This is a genomic window from Streptomyces albicerus, from assembly GCF_008905045.1.
In the GTDB taxonomy this organism is placed as follows: Bacteria; Actinomycetota; Actinomycetes; order Streptomycetales; family Streptomycetaceae; genus Streptomyces; species Streptomyces albicerus.
Window position 1 is genome coordinate 92,243 of record NZ_VWMY01000033.1, and the last position, 26,367, is coordinate 118,609.

The window sequence follows — 26,367 nt, forward strand, 5'->3', positions numbered from 1 at the left end:
CAGCGGAGACGGCAAGCAGCGACAGAAGCTCCTCCCCACCCATCGCGAGGCAGACCGCTTCCTTGCGCAGGTGAGGGGGCACTGTGCCGCGTAGGGCTGCGAACAACCCCCGCCAGGTCCGCAGCAAGGTGTGCGGCTGCTCCCTCTGCCTGGAGGAATACCCGCCGGACGAGTACGGCGAGCGTCGGCCCCGACGTGACTGCGTCGGATCGTGGCAGGCCCGCTACCGGGATCCGACCGGGAGGCAGAAGTCCAAGAACTTCCCCATCAAGGACGGCGGCAAGGCAGCCGCGGAAGCCTTCCTCGACGAGACACGTACCGCCGTCCGCCAGCGCACCTACCGAGACCCCGAGCGAGGAAAGATCACGCTGGGCAAGTGGTGGGGCGAGTTCTGGGAGGTCGAGCAGAAGAAGGGTCGGCCCACCACGAGGAACCGGAAGTTGGGCGTGTGGCGGGCCCACATCGAGCCCAAGTGGAGCGGCTACCGGCTGATCGACCTGGAGTACATGGCCCTCCAGCAGTGGCTCACCCGTGACGTGAAGGGCTACGAGACCCAGAAGAAGACCAAGGAGCTGCTCGTCGCGCTCCTGGACGCGGCGATCAAGGACGGCGAGCGGATCACGTCCAATCCAGCGGCTCACCTGGAGCCCACGGCCGCGAAGATCGTCAAGCATCCCGACGACCTCAAGCCGCCGACGGAGGCCCAGTACACGCTCATCCACGCGGCGCTCCCCGCGTACTACCAAGTCATCTTCCGGGACTGGGCCAACGAGACCGGCATGCGGCCGGGAGAGTACGCCGGCCTCCGTGAGCACTGCATCGACGAGGAAGAGCGCATCGCCTACATAAAGGAGATCCTCATCCTCGACGGCGGCCGCCTACGCCGCCAGGCGGCTCCCAAGACGGACGCCGGATTCCGGGGCGTGCCCCTGACCGATCGTGCGTGGGGCGCCTATCTGTTCATGAAGCAGAAGTGGAAGCCGCTGAGGACGCGCTCCGCGATCGGTGACGGGTTCGACCTCCACCTTGAGGAGCTCGTGCTCCGCGGGCCGAGGGGCGCGGCGCTCAACGAGAACAACCTCCGCCGGCCATGGCGCAGGGCGTGCGATCAGGCCGGGGTGTCGCGGGAGTTCATCGACCCCGAGACGGAGCGCTCGCAGTGGTGGCCGCGGATCTACGAGTACCGCCACGACGTGAGCAGCCGGTTGCACCACGCGGGCGTGAAGGAAGTGGACACGCAGGCGTTCCTGGGCCAGAAGCGCGGCGGCAAGGTGACGTGGCTCTACACCCACGAGGGAGAGGGCGCACGCGAGAACGTGCGTGCTGCGCTGAACGGAGAGGGAAGTGGACTCCGCGCCGTGCAGTGATCGTTTAGGGCTGGAATCCACAAAGAGTCCACAACGCCCCCCAGGCGAGTTCCGGCGAGTCTCGGCGAGTCCCGACGAGGGGTCTCGCGGGGGTCGCGCTCGAAACTCGGCGAGTCTCGGCGAGGCTCGGAAACCCTGTATTTATCGAGGTGAGCCCTTACAAGGCGGATGTCGGCGGTTCGAAACCGTCCGCGCCCACCAGTCCCAGGACACGAACAAGGCCCAGGTCAACAGGTGTGAATCCGGATGCCTGGGCCTCAGTCGTTGTTGGCGGATCTAGGCCGCCGTGCCACTTACGTGCCAGAAGGATCGTGCGGAGGCCGCTTCACCTTCCTGATCTGACCGTCGACGTAGTCGGCGATCTGGTGGTCACGACCGTTGACGAGGTGCTGATAGATCAGCGCGGCCCGCACCGACGAGTGGCCCATACGGTGCATCAGCTCACGGGTGGTGGCGCCACCGGTCGCGGCGAGGGTGTTCCCGGTGTGCCGGAGGTCGTGGAAGTGGACGTCATCGAGGCCAGTCGCGTCGAGTGCCCGGAGCCAGATCCGCCGGAAGTTGTTCCGCCGCAGGACGCCACCGCGCGCCCCGACGAAGACGAGCCCGGTTCGGCCGGCACTCGCGTACTCGGCGAGGTGGTGGGCCAACTCCGGCACGAGGGAAGCCGGGAATGCCACGGTGCGGACACCGGCCGCACTCTTGGGTGCCTTCACCGTGAGTCCGTCTGAGCGCGTCTCGGCGTAGGAACGACGGACGGAGACGGTACGGGCCTCCAGGTCGATGTCCCGGCGCTGGAGAGCGGCCAGCTCACCGAGGCGGAGCGCCGTGAACGCGGCCAGGAGGATCAGGACGCGGCAATGAGGCGGAACAGCTTCGGCGAGCCGGTAGACCTCAGGCACGGAGAGGAACGGCCGCTCGGTGTGAGTGACCGCCCCAGCGCCCTTGATCCGGCACGGGTTGCGCTGGATCAGCCCGTCATCCACGGCCGTGTTCATAATGGCGCGGAGGACCTGATACGCCTTGGCGACGGTGGCCACGCCGACCCCGGCAGTCAGGAGCTCTGTACGCCAGCGCCGTACCTGCGGCGTGGTGATCTCCCGCAGGGGAACCGCGCGGAACGTCGGCAGAATGTGCAGGTTGAGGACGCCCGCGTTGCGTTCCCGGGTGGTGGCTGCGTAGTCGCGATCTTTGAACCAGGACTCCGCGAATTCGCCGAACGCCACCGTGACGTCAGGGTTCTGCCAGGTGCCATCGAGGATCTTGGCTTCTTGCTTGACGAGCCAGCGGTCCGCGTCGGTCTGCGTGGCGAAGGTCTTGTCTGCGTTGCGCATCAGACCGTCAGGACCCCGGTAGCGAGCTTGGAAGCGTCCTGAGGGCAGCTTGCGTACGGATCCGAAGCGGCGACGGCGACCCTTGGCGTTGGGCATCAGGCCACCGCCTTGAGGTGCGAGGTACGGCCGGTGACCGGCTCCACGGTGTGCGCCGCGATGAAGGCCTCCACGGCGCTTTCGGGTATGCGGACGTGACGGCCGACCTTGACGAAGGTGATGCGTCGCTCGGCGATCAGGCGCCGAGGGAAGCGCGCCGTCGTACCGAGCAACTCGGCGACCTGGTCGACGCTGAGGTAGCGGTCCCTCATGCTGCGGCTCCTTCCTGGGCGAGCTGGTCGCGTAGGGCTTCGCGGGCGGTTTCGCGGTTGAGCTGGAGGTCGCGGGCGATGGTGGCGGCGAGTGCAGATTCGCCGGGGGTGTGGCCGTGTCCGGCGTACTGCCAGTCCGTGAGGACGAGGACGGTGTCCGGCTCGCGGTCCTCCAGGCCGTGGGCTTCGCGCTCTTGCGCGGCGCGGAAGTCGGCGCGGGCCTGGCGGAGCTCGCCGAGGGTGGTCGAGTAGCGGCGGGACTTGGACGAGAAGTGGCCGCGGAAGCCGAGCATGTGAGCCCAGGCCCAGAGCCGCCGGTCCGGGTACAGGGGGTCGAGGTCCTTGCAGGCTTTGATGAGTCTGCGGGTGTGGTCGGGGACCTGGTGGCGGTCGAGTTCGGAGAGTTCGCCGATGCGGCGGTCGAGGGTGCCGGTGTTCTCGGCGGCCTTGGTGGCGTACTTGGCGACGTAGGAGGCAACGGCCTGTTCGGTGATGTCGGAGCCGTCGCCGAAGGCTTTGACGGGGCGGACGTCGAGCTGTGTGCCCCACCGGAACGTACGGGCGGGCTGGTCCTCGGAGGCCGGGACGGAGACCGAGGTGTACGAGTGCGTGGCGGCGGCTCGGATGGCGTCGGCGAGGAGGTCGACGGTTGCCCAGGACGGGGGCGGGGTGTTGGGGCCTTCCGGACCGTCGAGGCGGATCACGGCATGGAAGTGCAGGGCGCCGCGCTTTTGGAACTCGGCGACCTTGCCGTACGAGAGGCGGACGTGTTCAGCGAGTTCGCCGCGGGTGAGTCCGGCGCGGGCGGCGAGTTCACGGCGCAGGCGGGTGGTGAAGCGCTGCCAGAGGTCGCCCGCGTGGTTGTTGAAGAGGACGGCGCCCGCGTAGTCGTACGTCTCCGGATCGAGTGCCGTGCCAAGTGCGGGGTCGTCGGATGGGTGGTGGGTGCCGCAGCGGCAGGTGCCTCGGTCGGGTCGGTTGTGGACCGGGCCGAAGGACGGGGCCGTGAGGGTGGCGAAGACGCGGGGGTGTTCGCGGACGGTGGCGGGGATGTCCCGGCGGTCGTCTCCGGCCAGGCCCGCGCGGATCAGGTGGTAGGTGTCTCCCGCGTACGTCCAGGCGCAGGACGGGCAGCGGGAGGCGCGGCGGTTTCCGCAGGCGACGCGGAGGCGTCCGCCCGGCTCGTTCTCGGTGGAGTAGTGGTGCAGGGTCTCGCCGGTCGTCTTGTCCTTGGCGAGGGTCCAGCCGGTGAGGTGGATGGGGTCGGTGCAGCCGCCGGTGCGACGGATCTGGTCCTGCCAGCGGTCGAAGTCGGAGGCCGAAGCCACCCTCAGCAGGTCGCCGAGGGTGGTCGGGTCGAGCAGCGTGTCAGGCACGGGCGCCCTCCCGGACGAGCGAGCGGCGGGCGGTGCCGGTGCCGTGGCAGGCCGGGCAGTGGGCGGTGATGGTCCGCAGGTGGCCGTGCCGGTCGCGTCCGCCGAGGGTGACGGCGGCGGAGGCAAAGCCGTCGCACTTCGGGCAGATGTGGGTCTGCGGGCGGGTGTGCTGGGTCATGCTGGGTGTTCCTTCCGGTTGCGAGATCGGAGAGGGGCACGGCTCCCGGGCGGCGGAGACTTGGCGGTTGAGGCCGCCCGGGGGCCGGTCAGCGGCGCTTTGCCTCGCTGGTGATGAGCGAGCGGATGACCAGGGCGCAGATGGCGACGGATGCGCCAGTGATGGCGACCGCCAGGAGCATCGAGACGAGGACGGCGCCGACGACCAGGACCACGGCCGTGCCACTGCCGACGAGGGCGACCACGGCGCCGGGGGTGAGCTGGACAGTGGGCCGAGTCGAAGCCGGGGCGGGTGCCGTGGGTGCGGAGACCGCCGGGATGTGGTGAACGGCGGTGGTTGGCTCGACGGCGGCGGGCGGGGTGACGAAACCGGTCGGCTGGGGCATGGTCGGAACCTTGGGGCGGAGCATGGTGGATCTCCCTTCTGTGGGTGGTTACTTGACGGCGGTGTCGATGACTGGGGAAAGCAGGCTGTCGGCGAGGAGGTAGCCGCCGAGGAGGAGCACGGCCACGAGCCACCAGGGCGGGCGGATGAGCTTGATGCCGAGGTAGCCGACGACGATCAGGGCGAGCCAGAGCGGGATGTCCATGGCGGTGGCCTCCTCAGCGGACCTTGCAGCGGTGGGTGCGGGCGGCGAGCTGGGCGGCGGTCTGGCTGGAGAAGTCGGACGACCAGCCGCAGCGGTCGGCGGTGCACACGGCGGCGTGTTTGGTCTGGCCGTGGCGGTCGCGGTGGGTGCCGATCTGCACGGGGCCGATCCGCATCACGGAGTGGAAGTGGTCGCGGGCAGGCATGGCGAGTTTTCCTTTCCGGTCAGGTGAGTTGGGCGGCGATGGCGTCGGCGAGCTGGGGCGGGACGCCGAGGCGAGCGCGCAGGGTGTCGACGTCGATCCGGGTCCCGGTGCGGGCGTGGTGGTCGTCGGCGACCTTGCGGGCGTGGTTGACCAGGGCGGCCGGGACAGCCGGAGTCGTGGGGGTCGGGTCGGCAGCGGGCAGGGCGGGGGTTTCTTCAGCCGCGGGGATATCGGCGGGCTCCGGTGCCGAGGCGGGGGCCGCAGGTTCCGGGATCTCCGGAGCGGACTCGGGGGTTGCGGGTGCCGGGGGATCCGGCACCCGTTCTTCGGCCGTGGGCGAGTGGGCGAGGAGCGTGCCGCCCATGAAGGCCAGCGCAGGCCAGGCGGCGACCAGGATGCGCAGCCAGGCCGGAACGTCGTTCAGGTTGAGGAGTCCGGCGGTGGCGATGTTGGCGCCGAGCGAGGCCACGAGCGCGATCAGGAACCAGCACCAGGCCAGCCGCGACGGACCATCGGTACGCAGCCGACGCCACGCGGCGACCAGGAGCAGGTCAACGCTGATCGGGTAGGCCCAGGCTTTCCAGCCGTCTTGTCCAGCAGCGGCGGCGAGGTCGTGCAGGTGGGCGAAGGACAGCGCTCCGGCAATCACGGCTTGCACGAGGACGGCGTCCGGGCGGATCGAGCGGGTCATTCAGTCACCTCCTGTTTTGGGCATGGGGCGGGTAGGGACCCGGCGCGAGACGGTCACGCCGACCGTGGAGCGGGAGTGGTCAGGCCGTGGCGGGCGCGGTCTTGGACAGCGGCACGCGGGCCGAGGGCAGCGGAGCGACGGCGGGCCGGAAGGCTGCGAGTGCGGGCAGGTCCGGGGTGCGGTCGGCGTGCCGGTTGCAGATGTTCACGGCCTGGCGCAGCGAGGTGTGCGGGGCGCGGATACGGGCCCAGCCGCCGGAGGAGTCGCCGGTGACGGCGATGCCGGGGGTCTCGGTGGGGATCTGGATGGCGGCGAGGACGGCGTCCGGGGCGATGTCGCCGAAGGCCATGTTCGCGGAGGATTCGTCGTTGACGCGGTGGGCGGTGCGGCCGGTGAGCTGGGCGCGGAGCATGGTGATGCCCTTGCCGAGTTCGGAGCCGAAACGCTGTCCGCAGATCTCCAGGTAGATCCCGGAGGCGCGGCCGAGCTGGGCGAGGCGGACCAGGGCGGTGATGATGCGGTCCCGACGCTTCTCCTCGTCCTTGGTGGCGAACAGGGCGAGTTCGGCGACTTCGTCGACCAGGACGACGACCGGGACCGGGCGCATATCGGCGGGCAGGTCCCAGATGTCGGCGGCGATCTCCGCGTCCGGGACGTTGACGCTGATGCGCTGCTGAGCGCGGATGAGCTGGTAGACGTCCTGCATGTGCGTCACGAGTGCTTCGAGGAGTTCGAGCGCGGCATCCGGGTTGTCAGCGAGGGCGGAGAAGCGGCGGGCGAGTGGGAAGAGTTCGACGCTCTGCTTGCAGTCGATGCCGACCAGGGCGACGTCCTGCGCGGCGAGTCCGGCGACGAGGTTGCGCTGATAGACGGACTTGCCGGACTCGGTGGCGCCGAGAGTGAGCCCGTGCGGGACGGCGCGGTAGTCGCGGTAGTGGATCGCACCGTCTTCGCGCAGCGCGACCGGGATGCACATCGGGGCGCGGTCGACCTTGGCGGGCATCTGCACCCGCTGGAGGACGTCATAGCCGGTCATCCTCAACTCGACGACGCCGGAGCGCAGTTCGCGGGAGGTGACGCCGTACATCCCGAAGGAGTGGCGCAGCCGGTCGGTGGCGGCCGAGACGTCGAAGGCGTCCTGTCCGGGGCGGAGCTTGAGCCGCAGCACCAGGCCGGTCCGGGTGGGCCGCAACCGCAGGATGCGCGGTGCGCGGGACTCGGGGACCGGGCGGTTGGCCACCCGGGCGAGGGTGAGGCGCCAGCGCGAGGGCGGGACGGTCAGGCCGCAGGCGTCCATGACGGAGGCGTAGCGGAAGGCGACCCGCAGCGCGGCGAGGATGACGCCGAAGGTCAGCCAGTACCAGGCGGGGCGCCGCCACCGCAGAAGACCTGCGGCAGCGACGACCAGCACCAGAGCGACCGTGAAGGCGGTCATGATCAGGCCGCCTTGGGCTTCGACGCACCGGCGGCCAGCGAGGTCACGGCAACCGCACGGAACGCGATGCCGTGGCGCTTCTGTCCGTTGAACTCGTTCTCCCACGCCGAGGCGACCAGGCCGGTCAGGGCGACCGGGGTGCCCATGGTGAGGTCCTCGGAGACGCCGGGCTGCGGAACGGTGAGCTTGAGGATCTCGACCTCCTCGGGCGTGGAGAACATGACCTCCACGGTCATCAGGGTCACGCCGTCCTTGTCGATGGCGATCTCGCCGGTACGACGGTCCTTCACCTTGGGCTGCGGGGCCTTGGCGACCATCACGGTGGCGTTGGCGGTGTCGACGGGAATCTGACGCACAGCAGATCACTCCTCTATAGAGGCTGGACTCCGTCACTCATGTACATGAGTGACATGAAGAAGAGTGCATGACTCCTGTACATGAGTCAACCCGCCGCGAAGAAGAACTCACGACGGGCTGAGGGGAGTTGAGTGCGCGTCAGTCGGCGGCAGGGATCCGGTACTCGAAAACGAACTGGTCAGCGGCCATGAGCGTGTCGCAGACCTCGACAACACGGCCCTCGGTCGTACGCGCTTCCCGGACCAGGTGAACCACCGGGGCACCGGGGCTGAGCGCCAGCTCGGATGACTCCGCCTTGGAGGCCGGGCGCGCTTGCAGCGTCTCGACGAACTCCGCGAACTCGTGCCCATGGTCTTCGAGTCGGGCGTAGATGCCACCACCACCGGGGTTCTCCGCGAACAGCTCGGGGATCTCCTTCACGACGTCCCACGGGAGGTACGAGGACGCGGTCTCGACCGGGGTGCCGTTGCGGAAGTAGAGTCGCCGCCGGGCAAGCACCTGAGTGCCGGCGGATACGCCCAACCGCCGGGCGGCATCCTCAGGGGCCTCCATCGGGCCGATGTAGAGGACGCTCACTTTGGCCGTGGCGCCGGACTGCGCGGACTCGGCGAGGTACGCGGCCTTGCCGCCCTGCCGGAGCGAGCGCCGGAAGCGATCGGAGGAGCGATGCCGTACGGGCGGCCGATCCTTCACGATCGAGCCCTTGCCGTGCCGGGTCTCGACGAGCCCGCTCGCGCGCACCTCGACCATGGCCTTGCGAATCGTGCCGCCCGAGACGTTGTAGCGGTCGACGAGTTCAGACTCGCTCGGCACCATCTCGCCAGGCTTCAGGACACCTGCCCGGATCTGCTGCACGATCTCTTCGGCGATCTGCACGTACCGAGGTACGGACCTCTCCCCTCCTGCTGTTGTTTCCATAGTCCTTCTCTTCCTCCTATGCTCCTGTACATGAGTCAATCACAGGAAGCAACTTCGCCGCCGCTGCACTCCGTATCTGTGGCCGGAGTAGTGGTGCGCGAGGATGGCCGCCTCCTGGCGATCCGCCGCGCCGACAACGGCACTTGGGAGCTCCCGGGCGGAGTGCTCGAACTCAGCGAGGCCCCGGAGACGGGCGTCGCCCGCGAAGTCTTCGAGGAGACGGGTATCCACGTCGAGGTGGACGAGCTGACCGGGGTCTACAAGAACACGACCCGGGGGATCGTGGCCCTGGTCTTCCGCTGCAAGCCGTCCGGCGGCCTGGAGCGTACGTCGAGCGAGTCGACCGCGGTTGCGTGGCTCACGCCCGAGGAAGTGGCGGAGCGCATGGCTGAGGTCTACTCGATCCGGCTCTTGGATGCCTTGGACGGCAATGGCCCTCACGTGCGGAGCCACGACGGCAAGCGCCTCATCCCAGCGGGATAGAACTTTCCCTACTTCATCAAGGCCCGCGCACGGCGCGGGCGCGCGCCGCCTCTGCGGCGCGGCCTGCCTCCTGTCTCCGCCCCGGCTGGCCGCGCCCGGCGGCGCGCTAGCGAGCTGCGGGCATGAAGTGGGAGACACCCTCTGTGGCTGGGGCGGTCGGCTCCACGGCTTTAGGCAGCCACTTTGGGGCGAGCCTCTAAGATCATGGCCCCAACGTCGTGCTTTACGGGCAGGTCCACAGACTGCCCGACTCGCCGGAAGCTTAAGGGGCCATGATCACTCGCCCCAAAGCAGCTCCAGCCCAAAGCCGCTCCGCCGACCTTCACATTCAGGCCTCCGGCATTTCCTGTCCAGGAATAACAGGATTTACCGCTCCAGCAGCACCCTCGAATTCCGGCAGATCAAAGGGGACAGGGATGAATCCGCGCACCTCGTGACAGCGATTTAGCACAGTCACCACATAGGCCAGCATTGAATTGCGATAATGAGTGTACCTCTCGCGGCCAATATTAACTTTTTCACCCTCCGCGAAAGGCAAGTTTGGGCATGCCTCAACCAGCCGACGGTCAGCTATTCCAGCCCTGTGCGCCCAGACGTTTCGGATGTTCTGAACTTCGTACAGGGCTTCCCTCACGCGTGGGTCAACCGGACCGTCGAGCCCGATCGCGTCGAGTATCCTCTCGAACTTTGTAGCTCCGCTCTTCAGATCCAGCTTGAGGTCGCGCTGCACTTCAGAGACCAGAAACCTCATCCGATCCCCCTCAGACATGCTTAGGAAACCAGCCAAAGGCACCTTAACTCGAGAAAATGCAGGACTCTCAAGCGCCTCGGGCTTGAATCTGACCCAAGCTTCCACAAGGTCTTCTATTAGACACTCCAGGGCACCCCATTCCCCCATAATTGCATGCGCATGAAGAAGCGGGAAATCCGATGTAATCTCTGTAGATGAAAGGCGTTGCAGTTCCTCGCCGCTGATTGAACTTCCTGGGTTCACTTCCCTTCCCTCAGCGAGAACCTCGCCAATCTCAACAAGGGCCACTACACCATGAATTCCTTGATAAGTTAGGCGAGTCAGCCTCTCCGAATCTTCCATGTGATTAATGAATTGCTGAAAGGGCTTGCGCCAGATCTCATCGGTCACATCAGTAGGCTAGAGCACAGCGAGACCAAAGTTTCGAGATTTACTACAGCGGCAACTTCCCGCGACACTCATGCCGTGAGGGCGTGCCACAGCCGTGCCACATCGTGCGGTCAACCACGGTCAACGACGGTTCGCCGCAGTCGAGATGCGCGGACGACATGGGCAGCCGTTGCGGCGGAACTGACCTGGGCCGTCCCCGTCGGTGATCGCGCCGCCCTTACAAGGCGGATGTCGGCGGTTCGAAACCGTCCGCGCCCACCAGTCCCAGGACAAGTCCCAGGACACGAGAAGGCCCAGGTCAGCGGGTATGAACCCGAAGACCTGGGCCTTACTCACAGCCACGGCCAATCGAACAGGTCCTCTCGAACCCGCGTATGCCGTGAGACGCCTGGGTACGCCCGGATACGCCCGGCCCCGTCTGCCCCAACAGGCCCACCCGCCAAGAGCGTTGACCCGCCTCCCATGCGCCAGCACAATGAGCGCGCACTCGTGAGAGCGCTCTCACGCTCGGCATGCCCCGTACATCCTGCACGCCCGCAGGCTCGCTATGCCCCACAGCCCGCACGTCCCTTGCACGTCCTGCAACGTCCCGCACGTCCCGCACGTTCGACCTTTCGCGCTCGTACGTTTCCCAGGGAGACCCATGACCCGCAGGCAAGTCCCGGCGTTCAGTCGTCGTACGCTCATCGGCACCGGGCTCGGTATCGGCGCCGCGGTGTTCGCCGCGGTCGGTTCCGGTGCGGCGCATGCGGCCGGAGCTCAAGGTGCCGGGAGTTCCGCTCAGCGCCGCGGGCACGCTTTTCTTGCCGCCGCCATGGACGCTTATCCGGATCACGGCAGCGTTCGTCTGACGCAGAGTTACACCGACCAGGCAGGGTTGTTCAGCACGGCGTTCACGTACGACAACGCGCTTGCGATCCTGGCCCACTTGGCGGTGCGTACCGCCGGCGGTCGGGCCAGAGCCGTGGTGCTCGGTGACGCGTTGCTCTATGCCCAGGCTCATGACCCGGCGTACGACGACGGCAGGTTGCGGCAGGCCTACAACGTCGGGCCGTACACCTTTTTCGACGGTTCGCTGCAACCGGACGGCTTCGTGCGGGCGGACGGGACCGTGAACGTGGGCACCCAGTTCGGGTTCACGGGTACGGCGGTGGGTGACATGGCCTGGGCGGGCATCGCGCTGAGTGCGCTCGCCCAGCGGACCGGGGCTCGCCGCTTCCTCGATGGCGCCGTGCGGATCGGCGAGTGGATCGAGCGGACCGGGCGCACCGACGAGCCCCTCGGCGGCTACAAGTTCGGGGTCAGCGGGGCGAACGAGAAGCTGCCGTTCACCTCGACCGAGCACAACACCGATCTGGTCTGCCTCTTCGGGCGGCTCGCCCGGCTCACCGGGGACCGGGTGTGGCTGGAGCGGCGCGCGCGGGCCGAGGCGTTCGTCAAGAAGATGTGGGAGCCGTCCGGGGGCTTCTTCTACACCGGTACCAACGACGGTGTGACGGTCAATACGTCGCCGATTCCCGAGGACACCCAGACCTGGACCCATCTCGCCCTCGCCTCCCGCTCGTACTCCCGGTCGCTGGACTGGGCGGCGGCCGAGCTGGCCGTACTCGACCACGCCGACCGGCGGAACAGCACGGTGCCCGCGGGCCAGTCGTACGAGGGGGTCACCTTCAGCTCCGCGAGTCTTCTGGCGAACGAGGACGCCCCGATCGCCGAGTTCCAGCCCAGGCCGGACCGGAACGGCGTGTGGTTCGAGGGAACGGCCCATCTCGCGCTTGCCCTGCGGGACCGGCACGCACCCGGCGACGAGGCACGCGCCCGTCGGCTGATCGCCTCCACCGAACAGGCTCAGGACCTGCTCGGCACCGGCCAGACCATCGGCGGCAAGGCCCTGCCCGAACGCTCCGGAGTCGTCTCGGCGAGCAGCCCGCTCGACACCGGATTCGGCTTCGGCTACTACCCGTACCGCCACGCGGGGGCGACCGCCTGGTACCTGCTGGCGGCGACCCGCAGCAATCCCTTGCGTGCCTGAACGCTCAACTGCCGCTGCGCCATGGTCCGTTACGCCTCGGCTCGTTTCGGCGCGGCTCGTTTCGTCCCGGCCCGTTACGTCATGGCCTCACGTCCCGGTCCTCGCCCTCACGAGGACCGCCCCTCCTCCTCCGCGTCCCGTACGTGCTTCAGGCTCATCCGCGCGTCCACCTTCTCCGGAGTCGCGACCTCCGACCAGAAGCGGTGGCAGGTCACGAAGACCGCGAGCTCACGCTCGCGCTCGCGGAGCTTCTCCACCTCGGCCTGTTCGTCCGCGGTCCAGCCGGGGGAGGCGGGTCGCTCCACCTTGCGCCAGCCGTAGTCGTCACTGAAGCCGTCCAGGGGCTCGACCGACCAGGGGAGCCGCTTCAGGAGGGCCAGAAGCTCGGCCCGGACCTGATGCAACTCCTCCTGACCGGCCAGGAGGTCACTCGGAAAGTCATAGGTCGCAGCCACACGACAATGCTACGCCTGTTCGATTTTGGGATGCGAGTTCCTTGGGGGACTTCACGCGAACGTGTGTGACCGAGCGCTTCAGTTGGCCGCTCTGCGCTCGGCAGCCGGTTGGCCGTCACAGAGCGGGAGGCCGTCTTGTCTCCACTATGGACACTTCCTGATTGGAGAGATACATGAGCGCTGAGCAGGCACACATGCCCCCAGGCGTCGAGGTGATCGCTACCCGGCCGGAGGCGACGGCCGGGATCCCGGCAGGCTCCGAGGCCAGGACCGTCCGGGTCACCCTGTCGCCCGGTGACCCCGGCGCGCCGCCGCACCGGCACCCCGGACCGCTCTTCGGCTACGTGACCCAGGGCGAGATCCTCTTCGAGCTGGAGGGGCAGCCGCCCCGGGTGCTCAAGGCCGGTGACGCCGTGTTCGAGCCCGGGGGCGACGTGATCCACTACGTGGGCGCCAACAACCTTCCGGACGCGCAGTCGGAGCTGGTGGTGACCATGTTCGCGCCGCCTGGTACCCCGGTTCTGACCGTGGTGAGCGCAGAGGAATTGGCCGAACGACGACACCTACGGTTCGCCCAGCCTTGATGACCTCCGGTATTGCGGCTCTCAGTCACAACGCGTGCGCCACGAGCGCCACGGCGTGCGGATACTCGGGAAAAGTCCCGCGAAGAAGTTCCGGCGCGTTGTCGAACCCGTCGTCGGCCGCTCGACGCAGGGGTGTGAGGCGGGGAGAGGCTCCGCCTTCCGACCGAGGAGGCAGCATGCCGCGCTTTCTGACGATGATCCGTATGGACGAGCAGAACGCTCCCGTCGACGACCCGGGGCCCGAGTTCGAGGAGCGCATGGGGGCGCTGTTCGAGGAGATCACCAAGGCCGGGGTCATGCTGGACACGGCCGGGCTGACGCCCACCTCGGAGGGGACCCGGATGACCTGGGCCGGGGGGAAGGTCAGTTACACCGACGGGCCGTTCACCGAGACCAAGGAAGTCGTCGGCGGGTACTCCATCGTCCAGGCCAAGGACAAGGCCGAGGCGATGGAGTGGGCCAAGCGGTTCCTGCAGATCCATCCGCCGCACTGGAAGCTCACGGCCGAGGTCCGGGAGATCACGGAGGGCTGAGGCGCCCACGGCGGTACGTCACCACAGCAGTACGGCACTGCAGCAGTACGTACGTCACTACAGCAGTACGTCGCTGGGCAGCGGTACGGCGCTGGGCCCCGGCCGGGAGGAGTCTGTCTCCCGGCCGGGGCCCAGTGACGTACCGGAGGTCGCTGTTCCCCGTCGCGATGTCAGTGCCGCGCGCGAGACTGGACGTATGTGCCGAAGCATCAAGACACTCCGACCGCCCGTCCTTCCCGAAGAGGCCACGGAGGAGGACATCCGCGCCGCCGCCCTCCAGTACGTCCGCAAGGTCTCCGGCTTCCGCGCCCCGGCCGCGCACAACCGCGAGGTGTTCGACCGCGCGGTCGACGCGATCACGGAGGCGACGGCCGAGTTGCTGGCCGGACTCGAGATACGCGGGCAGACGGCCACGAGCCGCCAGGCCGGCTGACCGCGCCCACGAGAAGGCCCCCATCGAAACGCGCCCGCCCAAAGGCCCCCGCCAAGGGGGCCCACGAGAACGCGCCTCCCCGAAGGCGCGTACGCCTCAGGAGCCCTGGCCCGCCTCCGCCACGGGCGCCGGTGACGGCCGTCGCATCAGGTACGCCGCCCCCGCCCCGGCCCCGAACAGCGCCACCAGCGAAACGCCCGCGGCGAGCCAGGTCGCGCCCAGCCACTGGCCGCCGAAGTAGCCGAGGGCGACGCTGTACGCGGCCCAGGCGAGGCCCGCGAGGATCGACCAGGGCAGGAACTCGCGGACGCGGCGGTGCGCGGCGCCCGCGCCGAGGGAGACGACCGAGCGGCCCGCGGGCGCGAAGCGGGCCAGGACGACCAGGGCGCCGCCGCCGCGTGCGAGGGCCGCGCCGAGACGTTCCTGCGCGCTGGTCAGGCGGCGGGAGCGGGCGATGGCGCGGTCCAGACGCTCGCCGCCCTGCCAGGCCAGCCGGTACGCCACCAGGTCGCCGAGGACCGACGCGGTCGCGGCGGAGAGGGTCAGCGAGAGGATGTCCGGCACGTGGGCGGTCGCCGCGCCGGTACCGGCCGCGGCCGCCGTCGCCGCCGTGATGACCAGGACGCCGCTCGGCAGCACCGGCAGAAAGACGTCGAACAGGACCGACAGAGCCACCACCGCATAGATCCACTGGCTGTAGATCCAAGGGCTGCCGGCCAGCGACCCCACATTCTCAAGCACCCGAACTCCCCTGTGTCTCCCCCGTAGGCCGCGACCATGCCGTGAACGCCGCGATGTCGCGGGGAGCGGCAGGAGCGGCCTGTGACAGCCATACAGCGTACGCCTCGGGTCCGACAGGAGATCCACAGGGGGCACGTGCGTTCGCCACACCATGTTCACCCGGCTGCCGCTTCCCGGGGAGCGGGCGGGCTCCGCGTCCCGTACCAACGGAAAGGGGCCGACAAACGGTGTGAGGAGCGGAACCGGCGATGGTGGCAGGAACAGCGGGAATATCAGGGATCGTGATCGGGGCTCTGGCGTCGGCCGTGCTCGTGGCAGGCGCGGGCGGTGCCTACGGCGCGACCGGCGCGGGCGGTGCGTACGGTGCGGGCAGTGCGTACGGCGCTCCCGGCGATGGCGGCACGGGCGACACGGCGGGCGCCGACGAAACGCCCGGCTACCGGATGCGGACGGAGGGCCGCTTCGCGCCGCCCGGCTCACTCATCCCGTCGGCGGCCGTCACGTACGACACGAAGCTCGTGCCCGCGGGCTCGTGGATCGAGGTGACTCAGCGTGGCGCGGCGGGCGGCGGCATGACGGTGACGCTGCGGGTGACGGGGCTGAAGCCAGGGCATGTGTACGGCGCGCATGTGCACCAGAAGCCGTGCGGCGCCGATCCGGCCGACTCGGGCGGGCACTACCAGCACCGGCCGTCGTCGGACCCGGCCGACGCGAACGCCGACAACGAGGTGTGGCTCGACTTCACCGCCGACGCGTACGGCGCGGGCGCGGCGAGCGCGTACCACGACTGGAACTTCCGGCGCGGCGAGGCCGCCTCCGTCGTGCTGCACAGCGAGCCGGGCAACTTCGGCGCGCGGCTGGCGTGCTTCACCGTGCCCTTCGTCGGGTGGGCTGCCTGAGCGTTCCGCTGGGGGCCCGGGCGCCGGCGCCCGACACGACGACGGCGCCCGCCCCCATTGCGGCAGGGCGGGCGCCGGTCTGGCTGGTACGGGTGCGGGCGTCAGGCCGCGACCGGTTCCGAGGAACGCTTCTCGGCGGAAGCCGAGGACGAGCGGCCCGCGAAGAGCCGGTCCAGGCCGAACGCGCCCGAGCCGGTGAAGACCAGCAGGAACATCGACCAGCAGTACATGGCCGCGCCCTCACCCTGGTTCTTGATCGGCCACAGGTCCTGCGGCTGGTGGACCTTGAAGTACGCGTAGGCCATCGCGCCCGAGGCTATGAACGCCGCGATACGGGTACCGAGGCCGAGCAGGACCAGGCTGCCGCCGACGAGCTCGATGACGGCCGCGTACCAGTCCGGCCAGGCGCCCGTTTCGACGGTGGCGCCCTTGCCGTCCACGCCGCCGAGGACACCGAGCAGCGCGACGGCTCCGTGGCAGGTGAAGAGCAGGCCGATGACGATGCGGAACAGGCCGATGGCGTACGGCTGGGCGCTGTTTAGGCGTCCGGTCATGTGGGGGAACTCCTTCGGTCTGATGCGGTCCCAGGGGGACCGCACTTGGGGACGGAACCGAGTGAGTGCTCTACGTTAGGTCGACCTAATTGATGCTTTCAAGTTCAAGTTTTGGCCACGGTTTTGCGTTCGTTTGGGGTTCCGCACCCGGCTCCAGCCCTTGTTCCGCCTGGCCCGCGGCCGTCCGCAGCACAGCCCGCGCCACCGCGTCGGCGTCCGACAGCGTGACGGAGTCCACACCCGGTCTGGCCCCGGCCGCGGTCACCCAGTGCACACCCTCCGTAGGCACGCCGATCGCGAACCGCCTTGGGTGCGCGTGTCCCTGACGGTCGATCAGGCGATAGGGGCGCTGTGTTACGTCCAGCCCTCCAGTTTCGTAACCGTCCACCGTGTGGGGGCGGCACTGGCCCGTCTTCAGCAGCCGGGCGAGCAACTCGTCGGCCGTCCGCCGCAGGTCCGGCTCCGGCAGCCGTGCCTCGATGAGCGTGGTCGCCGTCACGGTCGAGCGGGGCACGTCGGGGGAGTGCGCCACCCAGGTCCCGCCCTCGGCCCGCACCTCGAGCCGCGGGCCGATCACCTCCAGGACGCCCGCCTCGATCAGCGCGGCCATCTCCTCGATACGGCGCCGGGGCGGGCCGATCGACAGGAACGCGTTGAGCGGGGTGTACCAGCGGTCCAGGTGCTCCCGGCGCGAGGCTCCCGCCAGCCCGCCGTGGTCGACGATCTGCCGCAGCTCGTTGCGCAGGTCGCGCAGCACGTCGAGGGCCGCCTTGAGCGGCCCGTCGACGTTGCCGAGCGCGGCCTGGGCGGCGTCCTCGCGAAGGTGGTCGAGCAGCCAGTCCCGGAAGTCGCCGGGACCGGTGAAGACCCGACCGCCGTACGGCCGTGAAATGCGGTCCCAGGACCAGCGGTTGGCCTCGGGAACCCCGAACTCGTCCAGGACCAGGGCCTCTTGGGGATCGCGGTGGGGGACGGCGAGGAAGCGCTCGCGGAAGCCGCGTACGAGGTTGGTGTCCAGAGCGGCATCCCGCCCCAACAGCGCCTCGTAGTAGACGGTTTCGACCTCCTTCGCCACCAACGGCCATATCTCCGTGAGGAAGTCGGGCGCCTCGCCGGAGTCGGCACGCTTGCGGAGGCGGGCGATGGTCTCCGGGGTGAGGACGAGGGGCACGTGACGGCCGTACGGGCCCTTCGCGTTGTCGCCGCGGGCCTGGTACGGGATGCCGCGGCGGGAGCCGGCCCGCAGGCGTGGCTCGCCGCCCGAGGGGAGGTAGCGCAGGCCGGCCGGGGTGCGGTCGAAGCGGCCGCCGCGGGCTGTCGTCAACAGGGCCATGTGGTCGAAGAAGTTGAGGCCAAGGCCGCGCAGCAGGACGGTCTCGCCGGGGGCGACGCAGGACAGGTCGAGGTCCGCCGGGTTGGCAGGCGGCACATGGCGCAGGCCGTGGCGGTCGGCGTACGCGGTGAGCTGCTGCTGTGCCCGGTCCGCGACGGCGGGCAGATGGCCCTGGGCCAGGACGACGGCGGACAGGTCGGGGAGCGTGCGGCCGTTGTCGAGTACGAGGGTCTGGTGGCCGTCGGCCGTGTCGTCGAGGCGTATCGCGCGCGCCCGGTGCGTCTCGACCCGAACGGCGGGCGGTGCCTCGCGGACCACCTCGGCGAAGACCCACTCCAGGTAGTGGCCGTACTGGGCGCGGGTCGGGTAGTCGTCGGGCCCCAGCTTGCCGGCGGCCCAGGTGTGCAGGCTCGGGCCGGGGCGTATCGGGCCCGAACAGTCCACGCTGTCGTCGGTGAAGAGCGTGACCTGGGAGGCCACGGTGTTCATCAGCAGCTCGGCCGGCTGGGCGGTCCGCCAGACGCGGCCGGGGCCCGGCGGCGACGGGTCGACGACGTGGACCGTCAGGCGGGTGCCGGGCGCGAGGAGCTCGGGGGCGGAGGCGCAGAGCCGTTCCAGCACGCTGGTGCCGCGGGGTCCGGCGCCGACCAGGGCGACGGAGGTGACGCGGACGCCGGTGGGCTCCCCGGGCTTTCCGGACTCTGCAGACAAAGGTGTGACTCCAGGACAGGTGGGCGGGGCGCTGCACAGCACACCGCCCGCCGGAAGCGGACGGTCCGCCTCATCATGCCGTTGCGCGCCTCGGGAGCCGAGCCCTGGAGCGGATCATCGGTGCCGGTTGTGGGATGCGTCACGAGCATCACGGGCAACGAGGCAGGACATGGGCAACGTACGCAACAAACGTATGCAATCGGGGGATTGCGGGGCGAGGCCGCCGCGCGGTGCGCGGTCCGCGGCGATCCCCGGCGGTCGCCTGGGTGACGACTCCACGGTGGCCCTGGCGAACGACCGGCGCACTCGGGCTCATTGCCCCTCCGCGACTCTCCGTCACTCTCCGTGGCGGCGGGCTAACCGAGTTCGGACTCGACGACCGTCCGCAGCCGGGCCGCGCCGCCGCTCTCCACCCGCGCCTGATCGAGCCGCAGTCGGGCCGAACGGCCGCGCAGAGTCAGCGTCATGAGCTGATTGCCGAACCAAGGACCGCCGGTTTTGCGCCAGTCGATTGGTGGGCGCTCGATGCCGCCGTGTCCGGCGAAGCGGCGGCCGATGATCCGGCCGACGCGGCTCCAGCCGAAGCGGAAGCCGAGTCTTATGGAGAGCGGGATGGAGTTGTGGACGGGAGAGCAGGTCAGCTGCAGCACCCGGGCGTCGGGCCCCTTCGCGCCCGCGGGCCAGGTCGGCTCGGCGATGTACGCGTGGTGCACGTCCCCGGACAGCACGCACACCGTCGCCGGCGCACCCGGCCCCGACCCCGCCTCGGCGATCAGCGCGGCGAGGGCGTCGAACGACGCCGGGAACGCCGCCCAGTGCTCCAGATCGGCCCGCCGCCGCAGGTCCTCCCCGAACCGCGCCCAGCGCTCGCCCCGCTCACCCCGGCACAGCGCGGCGTTCCACCCCTCCGCGTCGTGCACGAGGTGGGGGAGCAGCCAGGGCAGCGAGGTGCCGATGAGGAGGTGGTCGTACGAACCCGGCTCCTCCAGCGCCTGCTCGCGCAGCCATGCCTCGTCTTCCGGGCCGAGCATCGAGCGGTTCTGCTCGTCGAGGACGCGGGCCGCGCGGGTGTCGATCATCAGCAGGCGTACGCGGCCGAAGTCGCGGCGGTAGCTCCAGCGGACCGAGGCCGGGTCGGCGTCGGCCTCGGCGGCGAAGGTACGCAGGGCGTCCGTGCCGTCGGGGGTGGCGCGGACGGCCGCGTACAGGGGGTCGTCGGCGAGGCGGTCGGGCGGGAGGTTGCCGAGGTGCTGATGGACCCAGTACGACATCAGGCCGCTCAGCACGCGCTCGCGCCACCAGGGGGTGGCCCGCATGTCGGCGAGCCAGGAGGCGCTGGTGTTCCAGTCGTCTATGACGTCGTGGTCGTCGAAGATCATGCAGCTGGGCACGGTGGAGAGCAGCCAGCGGACCTCGGGGTCGAGCCACGATTCGTAGTAGAGGTGCGTGTACTCCTCGTAGTCCGCGACCTCGGCGCCCGGCGGTTCCGTCAGCCCGCGCCGGGCCTGCAGCCAGCGGCGGGTGGCCTTGGAGACCTCGTCCGCGTACACCTGGTCGCCCAGCAGCAGCAGGACGTCCGGGCGTTCGCCGTCCGGGTCCGCGGCGATCCGGGCCGCGAGGGTGTCCAGGGCGTCCGGGCCCACCGGGTCCTTCTCGCCCGCGGGCGGCGCGGCCCAGCGGCAGGAGCCGAAGGCGACCCGTACGGTCCTGTGGTTGTCCTCGTGCTCGTCGACCGGGGTGCGGATGACCGAGGGCGGGAAGCCGGAGTCGGCGAGGGGCCAGACGATCGCCCCGTCGAGCAGCACCTCGTACGAGGTCGTCGTGCCCGGTGTCAGCCCGGTGACCGGGATCAGCGCGTAGTGATGGCCGGCGACCTGGAACGTGCGGGTCTCGCCGCCGGCGCCGTCCTCGCAGCGCACCTCGGCGGTGCACGGACGGCTCGCCTCGACCCAGACGGTCGCGGACGAGCCGTCGACGTACCTCAGCAGCGGTCCCAGGCGCAGTCTCGCCACGTGATCACTCTCCTCCGTCGCCCCGTACGGTACGGAACGACGGAGGTGAGCGGGGAGGTTCCGTGCATGGTGCAGTTGATCAGCGGCCGCGTGCGGTTGATCAGCAGCCGCTGAGGACCGAGCTGAGCTTGCTCTTCTCGGCGGAGTCGACGGAGAGGTCGTAGTAGTACTTCACCTGGACCCAGGCGCGTACGTACGTGCAGGCGTAGGTGGTGCGCGACGGCATCCAGGTGGCCGGGTCCTGGTCGCCCTTCGACTGGTTCACGTTGTCGGTGACGGCGATGAGCTGGGGGCGGGTGAGGTCGTTGGCGAACGCCTGGCGCTGGGACGAGCTCCAGCTGTCGGCGCCGGAGTCCCAGGCCTCGGCCAGCGGGACGAGGTGGTCGATGTCGACGTCGGAGGCCGCGGTCCAGGTCGCGCCGTCGTAGACGGAGTACCAACTGCCGCTGGTCGACGCGCAGGCCGAGTCGGTGACGACGTTCGAGCCGTCACGCTTGAGGACCGTCTCACGGGTGTTGCACGTGCCACTGATGGTGATCCAGTGGTTGAACAGATCGCGGTTGTAGCCGGTGCGGTCCTCGGTCGCGACGGTGAGCGAGGCGAGGTAGGTGCGGGCGGTGGCGGCGCTGACCGGGGTGGGCAGCGCGGCGGAGGCGGTCGGGCCGTTGAAAAGCCCGACCATGGCTATCAAACCGGCGAAGGCGGCCACTAGACTGAGCCGTCGACGCGCGTAGACCTTCGGCATGCGAACTCCCTTGAGGTGGGGGGAAGTTGACCTGCGGGCGACTGAATGCTCGCGGTGGCCGGTTTCCGGGAGATGTGCGTCAGGTGAGAAGTTAATGACGCGGTCATGACATGCCAAGGGGTGTGGCGGGACTTTCGGGTTTGCTTGGTGCTGCGGGCGCGTCTCCATGCGGGGGTCGGGGTCGGATCTGGAATGGGTCCCCCGGAGTGGTAGCGGGATCGGCTCTTTGTTTTGTACCGTGGAGGAACAAAGTGGCTCCCGCCCGTTTTCCCTGACCGGCGGGCGGGACCACCTTGTCCCTGGGGGCCGCGCATGGCCCCCTCTTCCACGCTTTGGAGCATGCCGATGACGGCCACGACCGTGCTGACCGCCCGTGCCCTGCTGCTGGACATGGACGGCACCCTCGTCAACTCCGACGCCGTCGTCGAGCGCGTCTGGCGCCGCTGGGCCGACCGGCACGGGCTCGACGCGGACGAGGTCATGAAGGTCGTCCACGGACGGCAGGGGTACGCGTCGATGGCGGTCCTGCTGCCGAGCCGGCCCATGGAGCAGAACTACGCCGACAACGCGCGCATGCTCGCCGAGGAGACCGCCGACATGGACGGCGTGGTCGCGATTCCGGGGGCCGCGGAGTTCCTGGCCTCCCTGCGGGGGGTGCCGCATGCGCTCGTGACCTCCGCGGATGTGGCGCTGTCCACCGCGCGCATGGGTGCCGCCGGGCTTTCGCTGCCTGGGGTGCGGGTCACCGCGGAGTCCGTGGGGGCCAGCAAGCCTGATCCTGAAGGGTTTTTGAAGGGGGCGGCCGAGTTGGGGGTCGCGCCTGAGGACTGTGTGGTGTTCGAGGACTCCGGTGCGGGGATCGCGGCCGGGCGCTCCGCGGGGATGCGGGTTGTTGGAGTCGGGCCTCGGGCCGGGTTCCACCGGCCGGATGTGGTGGTGCGGGATCTTCGGCAGGTGCGGGTTGAGGTTTTGGGGGATGGGGTTCGGCTGCGCGTTGGGTGATGGCGGGTCGGGTGTGGGGGTGCCTGAGGGTTCGCGGTCTGTGCGGGGTGGTGGGGGCTGGTCACGCAGTTCCCCGCGCCCCTAAAAACAAGGGGCGCCTCGGTTGACGCAGTTGTAAGGGTCCCCTGGTCAACTGTCCTGCAGCGCAACGCCGTTGTGGCCCGGACGGGCGGCCGTGGAGCCGTCCGCGCCCGTGGGACGGGACCCCGTGCCCTGCGGCTCCGCTGTCTCGGTCTCCAGCCGCTGTCGGGTCTCCTCGCCGTATACGCCCGGTTCCTCGTTGTTGATGCCTCGGGTGACCTGGTAGCTGCGTACGGCGTTCTCGGTTCGGTTGTCGTAGTCGCCGTTGGGGGTGCCCGCGTAGAGGGCCAACTGCTGTAGGCGTTGCTGGAGTTCGGTGACCTCGGGGCCCTCGTCGCCGGGGCGCAGCACCACGGGGCCGGTCCTCCCCGGTGGGTTGGTGGTGGGAGGGGCCGAGTCGGTGGGGCGGCCGGTCGTCGGCGGGCGTGTCGTGGTGGCCGTGCTGGACGGGGTGGGCGGCGCGGCCGGCTCCGAGGTCGGCGGCGGGGTGCTCGGGCTGCTCGACGCGGACGGTGAGGTCGACGGCGACTGTGTCGGCGACTCGGACTTCGACGGCGACGGCTCGTCCGTGGTGGCGTCCGGCACGCTCGCGCGTATGTCGTCGGGCGCCGCGGTGTCCCGCGACGGCGTCTCGTACGAGAACAGTCCGCTCGCGAACCCGGCGGCCGCGACCACGACGGCGGTGGCGCCGGCGCCGACCATGGCGAAGCGACGGCGTCGGCTGGTGGTCCCGCCGAGGTCCTCGGCGTCCTCGGGGATGCCGGGGAGGGGGTCCAGGGACTGCGCCTCGAAGAGGTGGGTGCCGGCGTTGGGGGAGTGCGGTAGGGGTATCGCGCGGGGGAGTTGGACGGTGAGGAAGGGGTCGGCGAGCGGTTCGGGGGTGTCGGTCGTCGGGGGTGTTCCCGGTGCGGCCTGCTCGCTCAAGGACTGAGGCGTTCCGGGAGGGCCCGGCTCGTCAAAGGGGTCGGGCGACGCGAAGGCTCCGGAGGTGTCGCGGCCTGCGGGGCTGTTGGGCATGCGGGGCGAGGCCATGATCCCGTATACGGCGGGTGCCCCGGTCGCTCCCGCGTCCCTGGACCTGGCGGAGCCCCCGGGCGCGGGCGTTCCCGCGTCCCTGGGCCGGGTAGAGCCCTCGGGGCCGAGCGTTCCCGCGTCTCCGGTCCAGGTGGACCCCGACGCCTCAGGTGCTGCCGCGCTCCTGTACTCGCTGAAACCTTCCGCCTCGGGCGTTGTGGAGTCCCTGTACCCGCTGAAACCTTCCGCCTCGGGTGTCTCCCTGTCGCCGTACCGGGCGGAGCCCTCACCTCCAGGCGTCCCCGTGCTCGGTGACCCGGCGGAGCCCTCCGTGCCCCCACCTCCGCCGGAGTCGTTCCGCATCCCCAGATCCACGTAGGGCCGTATACGCAGCGGGTCGAAGTCCTCCGCCGCGGCCGCCTCCGCGGAGCGGGTTTCCTGCAGGGCGTCCGCTGCTCGGCGGGTGCAGTCGCACGTGGGGGAGCCGTCCGACTCTCGGGCTGCCCCGCATTCCGGGCATATATGGTCGCTCTGGTCGCTCACGTGTGGGTCCCTCCCCGTACGAACTCCAGCGATTATGCAGACCGCCTCCACACAATCTCCGGGTTACCCCCGGAATCCCGGGCTCCGTGTCGGATTCAACAGGCCATAACCGGTCACACCGACCAGGATGGAAGAGGAACGGGACCCTCGCGGCCGGGAGGTCTTCATGGCCGAGGATGTGCAAGGCGCGGACGGCACGGACGGGCGGAAGGCAGCCCGTCACACCCGCAACCACTCGCACGGCGCCACCGCCGGTCAGGAGCACATGAAGGGTGGCGTCCTCGTGTCGATCGGGGCTCTGCTCCTGGGGCTGCTGCTCGCCGCCCTGGACCAGACGATCGTGTCGACGGCGCTGCCGACCATCGTCAGCGACCTGGGTGGTCTGAATCACCTGTCGTGGGTCGTCACCGCGTATCTGCTCGCGTCCACGGCCGCCACCCCGCTCTGGGGCAAGCTCGGTGACCAGTACGGACGCAAGAAACTGTTCCAGACGGCCATCGTGATCTTCCTGATCGGCTCCGCGCTCTGCGGTATGGCGCAGAACATGCCCCAGTTGATCGCCTTCCGCGCCCTTCAGGGCCTCGGCGGCGGCGGGCTCATCGTGCTGTCGATGGCGATCGTCGGCGACATCGTCTCGCCGCGCGAACGGGGCAAGTACCAGGGCCTGTTCGGTGCGGTCTTCGGGGCGAGCAGCGTCCTCGGGCCGCTGCTCGGCGGCCTGTTCACCGAGCATCTGAGCTGGCGCTGGGTCTTCTACATCAACCTCCCCGTCGGGATCGTCGCGCTCGCCGTCATCGCGACCGTCCTGCGCATCCCGGTCCGTTCCCGGGAGCACACGATCGACTACCTCGGTACGTTCCTGATCGCGTCCGTCGCGACCTGTCTCGTCCTCGTCGCCTCGCTCGGCGGCAGCACCTGGGCCTGGGACTCGCCGCAGATCATCGGCCTCGCGGTGCTGGGTGCCGTACTCGGCGTGGCCTTCGTGGCCGTCGAACGCCGGGCCGCCGAACCCGTACTGCCCCTGAAGCTGTTCGGGATCCGCACCTTCACCCTCGCCGCCGTCATCAGCTTCATCGTCGGCTTCGCGATGTTCGGCGCGATGACGTACCTGCCGACGTTCCTCCAGGTCGTCCAGGGCGTCTCGCCGACCATGTCGGGCGTCCACATGCTGCCGATGGTGGCCGGGCTGCTCATCTCGTCGACGGTGTCCGGGCAGATCGTCAGCCGCACGGGCCGCTGGAAGGTGTTCCCCATCGCGGGCACGGGGGTGACGGCCCTCGGACTGCTGCTTCTCCACCAGCTCGACGTGGACAGCTCCACGGGCGAGATGAGCGCGTACTTCCTCGTGTTCGGCCTCGGGCTCGGGCTCGTCATGCAGGTGCTCGTCCTGATCGTGCAGAACGCCGTCTCGTACGAGGACCTCGGCGTCGCGACCTCCGGCGCCACCTTCTTCCGCTCCATCGGCGCCTCGTTCGGCGTCGCCATCTTCGGCACGGTCTTCGCGAGCCGCCTGGGCAGCGAACTGACCGCCGCGCTCAGCGGACAGCAACTCCCGCCGAGGCTCGGCGTGGACGCGCTGGAGTCCGATCCGAAGACCATCGCCGAACTCCCGCCCGCGCTCCGGCCGCCCGCCGTCGAGGCGTACGCCACGTCCATCACGGACGTCTTCCTGTACGCGGCTCCGGTCGCCCTGGCCGGCTTCGTCCTTGCCTGGTTCCTGCGCGAGGACAGGCTGCGGGGTTCGGTGACGGCACCCGACGTCACACAGACACTGGCCAGCAATCCCGTGGAACGCTCCTCGTACGACGAGGTGTGCCGCGCGCTGTCCGTGCTCGGCACCCGCGAGGGGCGGCGCGAGATCTACGAGAAGATCACCGAACGCGCCGGGTACGACCTGCTGCCCGCCGCGAGTTGGCTCCTGCTGCGCATCAGGCGCTACGGCTGGGCCGAGCCGGGCGTCCTCGCCGAATACAGCGCGGTGCCCCTGCACGTCATCATCGCGGCCTCCCGCCAGGTCGAGGAGCGCCACCTCGCCGTACGCGAGGGCCTCGACCTCGTCCTCACCGACCAGGGCCGCGAGGCCGCCGAGAAACTCGCCAAGGCCCGCGAGGAGTCCCTCGCCGAGCTCCTCGGCGACTGGTGGGGCCCGGACCGGCCCACCGACCTCGTCCGGCTCGTGGCGGAGCTGAACGCCGAGATGTGCGGCTCCGACGAGGAACGGCCCCACGACGGCTCGGTCCCGAAGCCGGCCGGGAGGGTGCGGCTCAGCAAGGGAGCGTGAGCAGGTGAGCCTGAGCAGGCGAGCCTGAGCAAGTG

28 protein-coding genes are annotated in these 26,367 nt (G+C 69.7%); 9 read left to right on the top strand and 19 right to left on the bottom strand.

Annotation, left to right across the window (positions count from 1 at the left end; all coding sequences use genetic code 11):
- Positions 1 to 83: 83 nt before the first annotated feature.
- Positions 84 to 1,367: a site-specific integrase gene (locus GAS53_RS28980; RefSeq protein WP_225859149.1), complete on the top strand. Its 1,284-nt coding sequence runs from the start codon at positions 84 to 86 to the stop codon at positions 1,365 to 1,367.
- Between the two features lie 293 nt (positions 1,368 to 1,660).
- On the opposite strand, the gene GAS53_RS28985 is transcribed toward GAS53_RS28980, so the two are convergent.
- The 11 genes from GAS53_RS28985 to GAS53_RS29035 form a co-directional block, all read right to left on the bottom strand.
- A complete protein-coding gene (locus tag GAS53_RS28985; protein WP_151480663.1) occupies positions 1,661 to 2,794 on the bottom strand; it encodes a tyrosine-type recombinase/integrase in 1,134 nt (377 codons plus the stop codon).
- Positions 2,794 to 3,006: a helix-turn-helix domain-containing protein gene (locus tag GAS53_RS28990; protein WP_151480664.1), complete on the bottom strand. Its 213-nt coding sequence runs from the start codon at positions 3,004 to 3,006 to the stop codon at positions 2,794 to 2,796. The genes GAS53_RS28985 and GAS53_RS28990 overlap by 1 nt, the downstream gene beginning before the upstream one ends.
- On the bottom strand, positions 3,003 to 4,382 hold the full coding sequence (gene repSA / locus GAS53_RS28995; RefSeq protein ID WP_151480665.1) for a replication initiator protein RepSA: 1,380 nt from the start codon (positions 4,380 to 4,382) through the stop codon (positions 3,003 to 3,005). Before repSA ends, GAS53_RS28990 begins: the two co-directional genes overlap by 4 nt.
- Positions 4,375 to 4,560, bottom strand: coding sequence for a hypothetical protein (locus tag GAS53_RS29000; protein WP_151480666.1), 186 nt, complete (start codon positions 4,558 to 4,560; stop codon positions 4,375 to 4,377). Before GAS53_RS29000 ends, repSA begins: the two co-directional genes overlap by 8 nt.
- Positions 4,561 to 4,648: 88 nt before the next feature.
- A complete protein-coding gene (locus GAS53_RS29005) occupies positions 4,649 to 4,969 on the bottom strand; it encodes a SpdD-like protein (protein ID WP_151480667.1) in 321 nt (106 codons plus the stop codon).
- Positions 4,970 to 4,993: 24 nt separating this feature from the next.
- Positions 4,994 to 5,149 carry a DUF4175 domain-containing protein gene (locus GAS53_RS29010; RefSeq protein WP_151480668.1) on the bottom strand — a complete coding sequence of 52 codons (156 nt, stop codon included), beginning with the start codon at positions 5,147 to 5,149 and terminating at the stop codon, positions 4,994 to 4,996.
- 13 nt (positions 5,150 to 5,162) lie between these two features.
- Positions 5,163 to 5,354: a mobile element transfer protein gene (locus GAS53_RS29015; RefSeq protein WP_151480669.1), complete on the bottom strand. Its 192-nt coding sequence runs from the start codon at positions 5,352 to 5,354 to the stop codon at positions 5,163 to 5,165.
- 19 nt (positions 5,355 to 5,373) lie between these two features.
- Positions 5,374 to 6,045 (bottom strand): DUF2637 domain-containing protein, encoded by a 672-nt coding sequence (locus tag GAS53_RS29020; RefSeq protein ID WP_151480670.1) that lies wholly within the window; start codon positions 6,043 to 6,045, stop codon positions 5,374 to 5,376.
- Between the two features lie 79 nt (positions 6,046 to 6,124).
- Positions 6,125 to 7,480: an FtsK/SpoIIIE domain-containing protein gene (locus GAS53_RS29025; protein WP_151480671.1), complete on the bottom strand. Its 1,356-nt coding sequence runs from the start codon at positions 7,478 to 7,480 to the stop codon at positions 6,125 to 6,127.
- 2 nt (positions 7,481 to 7,482) lie between these two features.
- Positions 7,483 to 7,836, bottom strand: a complete 354-nt coding sequence (locus GAS53_RS29030) for an SCO3933 family regulatory protein (RefSeq protein ID WP_151480672.1) — start codon at positions 7,834 to 7,836, stop codon at positions 7,483 to 7,485.
- A 139-nt stretch (positions 7,837 to 7,975) separates the two neighbouring features.
- On the bottom strand, positions 7,976 to 8,755 hold the full coding sequence (locus GAS53_RS29035; protein WP_151480673.1) for a GntR family transcriptional regulator: 780 nt from the start codon (positions 8,753 to 8,755) through the stop codon (positions 7,976 to 7,978).
- 18 nt (positions 8,756 to 8,773) lie between these two features.
- Between GAS53_RS29035 and GAS53_RS29040 the strand changes: the two genes are divergently transcribed.
- Complete coding sequence (locus GAS53_RS29040) at positions 8,774 to 9,238, top strand: NUDIX domain-containing protein (protein ID WP_192583332.1); 465 nt, start codon at positions 8,774 to 8,776, stop codon at positions 9,236 to 9,238.
- A 328-nt stretch (positions 9,239 to 9,566) separates the two neighbouring features.
- Here the strand turns inward: GAS53_RS29040 and GAS53_RS29045 are convergent, their stop codons facing one another.
- Complete coding sequence (locus GAS53_RS29045) at positions 9,567 to 10,379, bottom strand: hypothetical protein (RefSeq protein WP_151480674.1); 813 nt, start codon at positions 10,377 to 10,379, stop codon at positions 9,567 to 9,569.
- A 643-nt stretch (positions 10,380 to 11,022) separates the two neighbouring features.
- On the opposite strand from GAS53_RS29045, the gene GAS53_RS29050 reads away from it, so the two are divergent.
- A complete protein-coding gene (locus GAS53_RS29050) occupies positions 11,023 to 12,411 on the top strand; it encodes a glycoside hydrolase family protein (RefSeq protein WP_151480675.1) in 1,389 nt (462 codons plus the stop codon).
- A 107-nt stretch (positions 12,412 to 12,518) separates the two neighbouring features.
- On the opposite strand, the gene GAS53_RS29055 is transcribed toward GAS53_RS29050, so the two are convergent.
- Positions 12,519 to 12,866, bottom strand: a complete 348-nt coding sequence (locus GAS53_RS29055) for a hypothetical protein (protein ID WP_151480676.1) — start codon at positions 12,864 to 12,866, stop codon at positions 12,519 to 12,521.
- Positions 12,867 to 13,039: 173 nt separating this feature from the next.
- Between GAS53_RS29055 and GAS53_RS29060 the strand changes: the two genes are divergently transcribed.
- From GAS53_RS29060 to GAS53_RS29070, 3 genes are all read left to right on the top strand, one after another.
- Positions 13,040 to 13,450, top strand: a complete 411-nt coding sequence (locus tag GAS53_RS29060) for a cupin domain-containing protein (RefSeq protein ID WP_151480677.1) — start codon at positions 13,040 to 13,042, stop codon at positions 13,448 to 13,450.
- A gap of 176 nt (positions 13,451 to 13,626) precedes the next feature.
- Entirely contained in the window at positions 13,627 to 13,983 is a 357-nt protein-coding gene (locus GAS53_RS29065; RefSeq protein WP_151480678.1) for a YciI family protein, read from the top strand.
- A 196-nt stretch (positions 13,984 to 14,179) separates the two neighbouring features.
- Positions 14,180 to 14,416 (top strand): DUF2277 domain-containing protein, encoded by a 237-nt coding sequence (locus tag GAS53_RS29070; RefSeq protein ID WP_151480679.1) that lies wholly within the window; start codon positions 14,180 to 14,182, stop codon positions 14,414 to 14,416.
- A gap of 96 nt (positions 14,417 to 14,512) precedes the next feature.
- Here GAS53_RS29070 and GAS53_RS29075 read toward each other — a convergent pair whose 3' ends face one another.
- On the bottom strand, positions 14,513 to 15,157 hold the full coding sequence (locus GAS53_RS29075) for a DedA family protein (RefSeq protein ID WP_192583333.1): 645 nt from the start codon (positions 15,155 to 15,157) through the stop codon (positions 14,513 to 14,515).
- 248 nt (positions 15,158 to 15,405) lie between these two features.
- On the opposite strand from GAS53_RS29075, the gene GAS53_RS29080 reads away from it, so the two are divergent.
- Positions 15,406 to 16,056 (top strand): superoxide dismutase family protein, encoded by a 651-nt coding sequence (locus tag GAS53_RS29080; protein ID WP_151480681.1) that lies wholly within the window; start codon positions 15,406 to 15,408, stop codon positions 16,054 to 16,056.
- A 101-nt stretch (positions 16,057 to 16,157) separates the two neighbouring features.
- On the opposite strand, the gene GAS53_RS29085 is transcribed toward GAS53_RS29080, so the two are convergent.
- The 4 genes from GAS53_RS29085 to GAS53_RS29100 form a co-directional block, all read right to left on the bottom strand.
- The gene (locus tag GAS53_RS29085) at positions 16,158 to 16,610 is read right to left on the bottom strand and encodes a DoxX family protein (protein WP_151480682.1); all 453 of its coding nucleotides are present in this window, start codon (positions 16,608 to 16,610) and stop codon (positions 16,158 to 16,160) included.
- A gap of 85 nt (positions 16,611 to 16,695) precedes the next feature.
- Entirely contained in the window at positions 16,696 to 18,654 is a 1,959-nt protein-coding gene (locus GAS53_RS29090) for an FAD/NAD(P)-binding protein (RefSeq protein WP_151480683.1), read from the bottom strand.
- A gap of 356 nt (positions 18,655 to 19,010) precedes the next feature.
- On the bottom strand, positions 19,011 to 20,666 hold the full coding sequence (locus GAS53_RS29095) for an alkaline phosphatase D family protein (RefSeq protein WP_151480684.1): 1,656 nt from the start codon (positions 20,664 to 20,666) through the stop codon (positions 19,011 to 19,013).
- Positions 20,667 to 20,766: 100 nt separating this feature from the next.
- On the bottom strand, positions 20,767 to 21,411 hold the full coding sequence (locus tag GAS53_RS29100; protein WP_151480685.1) for an HNH endonuclease family protein: 645 nt from the start codon (positions 21,409 to 21,411) through the stop codon (positions 20,767 to 20,769).
- 339 nt (positions 21,412 to 21,750) lie between these two features.
- On the opposite strand from GAS53_RS29100, the gene GAS53_RS29105 reads away from it, so the two are divergent.
- Positions 21,751 to 22,413: an HAD family hydrolase gene (locus tag GAS53_RS29105; protein ID WP_151480686.1), complete on the top strand. Its 663-nt coding sequence runs from the start codon at positions 21,751 to 21,753 to the stop codon at positions 22,411 to 22,413.
- Between the two features lie 129 nt (positions 22,414 to 22,542).
- Here GAS53_RS29105 and GAS53_RS29110 read toward each other — a convergent pair whose 3' ends face one another.
- A complete protein-coding gene (locus GAS53_RS29110) occupies positions 22,543 to 23,418 on the bottom strand; it encodes a peptidoglycan-binding domain-containing protein (RefSeq protein WP_192583334.1) in 876 nt (291 codons plus the stop codon).
- An 898-nt stretch (positions 23,419 to 24,316) separates the two neighbouring features.
- Here GAS53_RS29110 and GAS53_RS29115 point away from each other — a divergent pair.
- On the top strand, positions 24,317 to 26,332 hold the full coding sequence (locus GAS53_RS29115; RefSeq protein ID WP_151480720.1) for an MDR family MFS transporter: 2,016 nt from the start codon (positions 24,317 to 24,319) through the stop codon (positions 26,330 to 26,332).
- The last annotated feature ends 35 nt before the right edge of the window (positions 26,333 to 26,367 follow it).

Bases quoted from the DNA above. Each gene is read 5' to 3' on its own strand.
- GAS53_RS28985 (WP_151480663.1), bottom strand. From the start codon at position 2,794: ATGCCCAACGCCAAGGGTCGCCGTCGCCGCTTCGGATCCGTACGCAAG.
- GAS53_RS28990 (WP_151480664.1), bottom strand. From the start codon at position 3,006: ATGAGGGACCGCTACCTCAGCGTCGACCAGGTCGCCGAGTTGCTCGGT.
- GAS53_RS29000 (WP_151480666.1), bottom strand. From the start codon at position 4,560: ATGACCCAGCACACCCGCCCGCAGACCCACATCTGCCCGAAGTGCGAC.
- GAS53_RS29005 (WP_151480667.1), bottom strand. From the start codon at position 4,969: ATGCTCCGCCCCAAGGTTCCGACCATGCCCCAGCCGACCGGTTTCGTC.
- GAS53_RS29010 (WP_151480668.1), bottom strand. From the start codon at position 5,149: ATGGACATCCCGCTCTGGCTCGCCCTGATCGTCGTCGGCTACCTCGGC.
- GAS53_RS29015 (WP_151480669.1), bottom strand. From the start codon at position 5,354: ATGCCTGCCCGCGACCACTTCCACTCCGTGATGCGGATCGGCCCCGTG.
- GAS53_RS29020 (WP_151480670.1), bottom strand. From the start codon at position 6,045: ATGACCCGCTCGATCCGCCCGGACGCCGTCCTCGTGCAAGCCGTGATT.
- GAS53_RS29025 (WP_151480671.1), bottom strand. From the start codon at position 7,480: ATGACCGCCTTCACGGTCGCTCTGGTGCTGGTCGTCGCTGCCGCAGGT.
- GAS53_RS29035 (WP_151480673.1), bottom strand. From the start codon at position 8,755: ATGGAAACAACAGCAGGAGGGGAGAGGTCCGTACCTCGGTACGTGCAG.
- GAS53_RS29040 (WP_192583332.1), top strand. From the start codon at position 8,774: ATGCTCCTGTACATGAGTCAATCACAGGAAGCAACTTCGCCGCCGCTG.
- GAS53_RS29050 (WP_151480675.1), top strand. From the start codon at position 11,023: ATGACCCGCAGGCAAGTCCCGGCGTTCAGTCGTCGTACGCTCATCGGC.
- GAS53_RS29060 (WP_151480677.1), top strand. From the start codon at position 13,040: ATGAGCGCTGAGCAGGCACACATGCCCCCAGGCGTCGAGGTGATCGCT.
- GAS53_RS29065 (WP_151480678.1), top strand. From the start codon at position 13,627: ATGCCGCGCTTTCTGACGATGATCCGTATGGACGAGCAGAACGCTCCC.
- GAS53_RS29070 (WP_151480679.1), top strand. From the start codon at position 14,180: ATGTGCCGAAGCATCAAGACACTCCGACCGCCCGTCCTTCCCGAAGAG.
- GAS53_RS29080 (WP_151480681.1), top strand. From the start codon at position 15,406: ATGGTGGCAGGAACAGCGGGAATATCAGGGATCGTGATCGGGGCTCTG.
- GAS53_RS29085 (WP_151480682.1), bottom strand. From the start codon at position 16,610: ATGACCGGACGCCTAAACAGCGCCCAGCCGTACGCCATCGGCCTGTTC.
- GAS53_RS29100 (WP_151480685.1), bottom strand. From the start codon at position 21,411: ATGCCGAAGGTCTACGCGCGTCGACGGCTCAGTCTAGTGGCCGCCTTC.
- GAS53_RS29105 (WP_151480686.1), top strand. From the start codon at position 21,751: ATGCCGATGACGGCCACGACCGTGCTGACCGCCCGTGCCCTGCTGCTG.
- GAS53_RS29115 (WP_151480720.1), top strand. From the start codon at position 24,317: ATGAAGGGTGGCGTCCTCGTGTCGATCGGGGCTCTGCTCCTGGGGCTG.